This is a genomic window from Phormidium sp. CCY1219 (genome assembly GCF_035615515.1).
Classification (GTDB): Bacteria; Cyanobacteriota; Cyanobacteriia; order Cyanobacteriales; family Laspinemataceae; genus CCY1219.
Map to the genome: position 1 here is coordinate 1 of NZ_JAJENT010000558.1, position 2,408 is coordinate 2,408.

General features: G+C 48.9%; 3 protein-coding genes. 1 reads left to right on the forward strand and 2 read right to left on the reverse strand.

Going from position 1 to position 2,408, the window contains the following annotated elements; genetic code table 11:
• Positions 1 to 405: 405 nt before the first annotated feature.
• Positions 406 to 570: an HNH endonuclease gene (locus LKK83_RS15475; protein WP_324632110.1), complete on the forward strand. Its 165-nt coding sequence runs from the start codon at positions 406 to 408 to the stop codon at positions 568 to 570.
• Between the two features lie 593 nt (positions 571 to 1,163).
• Here the strand turns inward: LKK83_RS15475 and hetR are convergent.
• Together hetR and LKK83_RS15485 are read right to left on the reverse strand one after the other, a co-directional pair.
• Positions 1,164 to 2,057: a heterocyst differentiation master regulator HetR gene (gene hetR / locus LKK83_RS15480; RefSeq protein ID WP_324632111.1), complete on the reverse strand. Its 894-nt coding sequence runs from the start codon at positions 2,055 to 2,057 to the stop codon at positions 1,164 to 1,166.
• 86 nt (positions 2,058 to 2,143) lie between these two features.
• Positions 2,144 to 2,335: a hypothetical protein gene (locus LKK83_RS15485; protein WP_324632112.1), complete on the reverse strand. Its 192-nt coding sequence runs from the start codon at positions 2,333 to 2,335 to the stop codon at positions 2,144 to 2,146.
• Positions 2,336 to 2,408: the final 73 nt, after the last annotated feature.

Here is a 2,408-nt window from a genome sequence, read left to right on the forward strand (position 1 = left end):
GAAAAAAACTATTCCGATGAGCGGAATAGTTATTTATGCTTAGTCCAATTCCCGGGATGGGAAAAAACTATTCCGATGAGCGGAATAGTTATTTATGCTGTAGCGCCCTATCGGTGAAAAAAGCTGTGGCGATCGCGCCAGATTTATAAGATTTTCATATAAGTAAGGTAGAGAATTTTTCATTTCGGAGGTGCAAGCGCGGTAATGAATATTCGGCTACGTACCACATCAATCTGAGAAAGGCTATATTGACCCTCTAACAAGAATTTTAATAGCTTTTTGGCCGCTTTGACCTACATTAACAATACCTTGCCTTTTGGCTAATAAAATTAACGGAGAGTTAGTAAATAAGGGCAATTTGAAGCGTCCCCCTAAGATGGCAAACTGGTTTACTGGAGTTGAAGAATGGGCAAACATCCAAAAGCCTTCAAGGGGGTGGCAAAGCTCTTCAAGCGGCAAGAAGGGAAGTGCGCTTACTGTGGATTACACTTCAGGGAGGAAGATGTGTTTAAAATCGAGCATATCACCCTCAAATCAAAAGGTGGAAAGGGTGAGTACAAAAACCTCTAACTGCTACACAGAGATTGCCATGAGGAAAAGATTGCCAGAGATGTAAGTTTGAAAGGTATTCGTGACAAGAGACAGGTTATTGAGGAGACCTGTGAAAGGAAACTTTCAAGCAAGGCTGGCTTTGGAGACGAGGAGGGGAGGCGACTTCTGTGCGTAGTTTAACTTCACAGCGTCAGCAGAGGGCGGATCTGGAGGGGGAATGGGTGGGAGTGGGGTCAGATTTGGCTTTAGGTATTCATCGCCGATCGCCATCCCGGATTAAATTTTTAATCGGAAAATTGGAATTGACAAGGGTGGAGCAGGGGCAACGTCCCTTTTGCAAAAGACGTTGGCTGCATTCCACCCTTTGTTGGTAATGCTGTGTGGTAGGGATGCGCCCTGGTCTCGAACATCTCGCACCCTTACACGAGGCCCCAAGACATGCTATCTGATGCGGAAGACCAACCCCCGGTTCTCGCGGGTATTTGCATGGTTTCGGGGCGCGTTTCAATTGCGATCGCAGCGGTTGAAAGTTGGGGGTTAATCGATTTTAGAGCACACCGCGCAATCCTTAACAACCCACGATCGGCAATCGAGAATTTGTTTTCGCTGCCCTATTGCGGTCCAAAGACCATTTGCAGGATCATCGGTTCTCCATCATCTTGGTGATAGCGATCGGCCCACTGACGGATGATTTCATCCAACTCATCCATTGCTTGTTCCATCCGATGGGGGGGGATATCCAATTCTTCCAACAACCGCATGGTTTTCGGTTGTCGTTCTGCCCAATCCTTCATCAGACGGAAATAGCGTGCTGTATCCTCCACCATGACATAAGTCCGCTCGTGGTCATCCGCCGGGGAGTAAGAAGAGCGGGTCAGAGCGTAGAATGGCATACCCCAAGGGGAATTAATCCGGGTCACGGTTCCCGAGTAGATTAACCGACGCTTGATATGTTCCGCCAAAGCTTCGCTCAAGGGCATTCGCCGTTCTGGTGGAAAATCTTCCTGAGAGCGACCGTGGAGAAATTCGATCAGTTCCATGAACTGAAACGAATTGACCAATTGAGCGTCGGGTAGATGCGGGGGCAACTGACGTTCGATTTGGCGCTTCTCGTCACTGGTCAGATTATTACCTGGAATGCGCGGACGTCCCGGCATCCAGGGATACTGTTCCAACCAAACGTAGGGAAACTGGATCAGATAGCGAGGCTCTTGCGAACCGAGCATCTTGAGCAACTTGCCTTCCGTCAGCGCTTCTCTGACTTCTTCGACAATTGCCTTCACCCGCTTTGGTTCGATGTGATGCAGATGACCTGTCATTCGCAGGTTTTCGCCCTGTTCCAGATAGGTCATGTAAATGGCGCATTTAGCTGCTGTTGCCGCTGCATCCAGAAATGCCCCATGTCGGTGTCCGCTTGTCCTCATGGCACTGAAGGCCAGATATAGCATGATCTGATCCATTGCGCTGGGGCTTAGGCTTTTGATCAGATCTAAGTCGTTGCTCATCACATTCCTCAATTACGGATAGGTCAAGGTAGTTGCACCCTTCTCCGTTTATTGTTGTCCATGATGGTTGCAACTCATCCGGCGATTTATTTGCCGGTAGTGGCTTGCATAGCAGCAGCCAGACTCGCAACCGCCGCTCCTCCCCTTCGGGAGAATTGGTTTATTGGTGGATAAAAGTAGCTTACCGCATCGGCAAAGGTCAAGGCATTCCCTCGGTTTCCTTTCGGGAGTTGCAGACACAAGCGCGTCCAGTGCTTGCCTTTAGCGATCGCCGTCATGGCTACCAAACTTAGATAAGTCTGGTCTTCTGGTCAGGTGAGCTTGGGAAAATAAAGTCTTACCAAGCCCCTC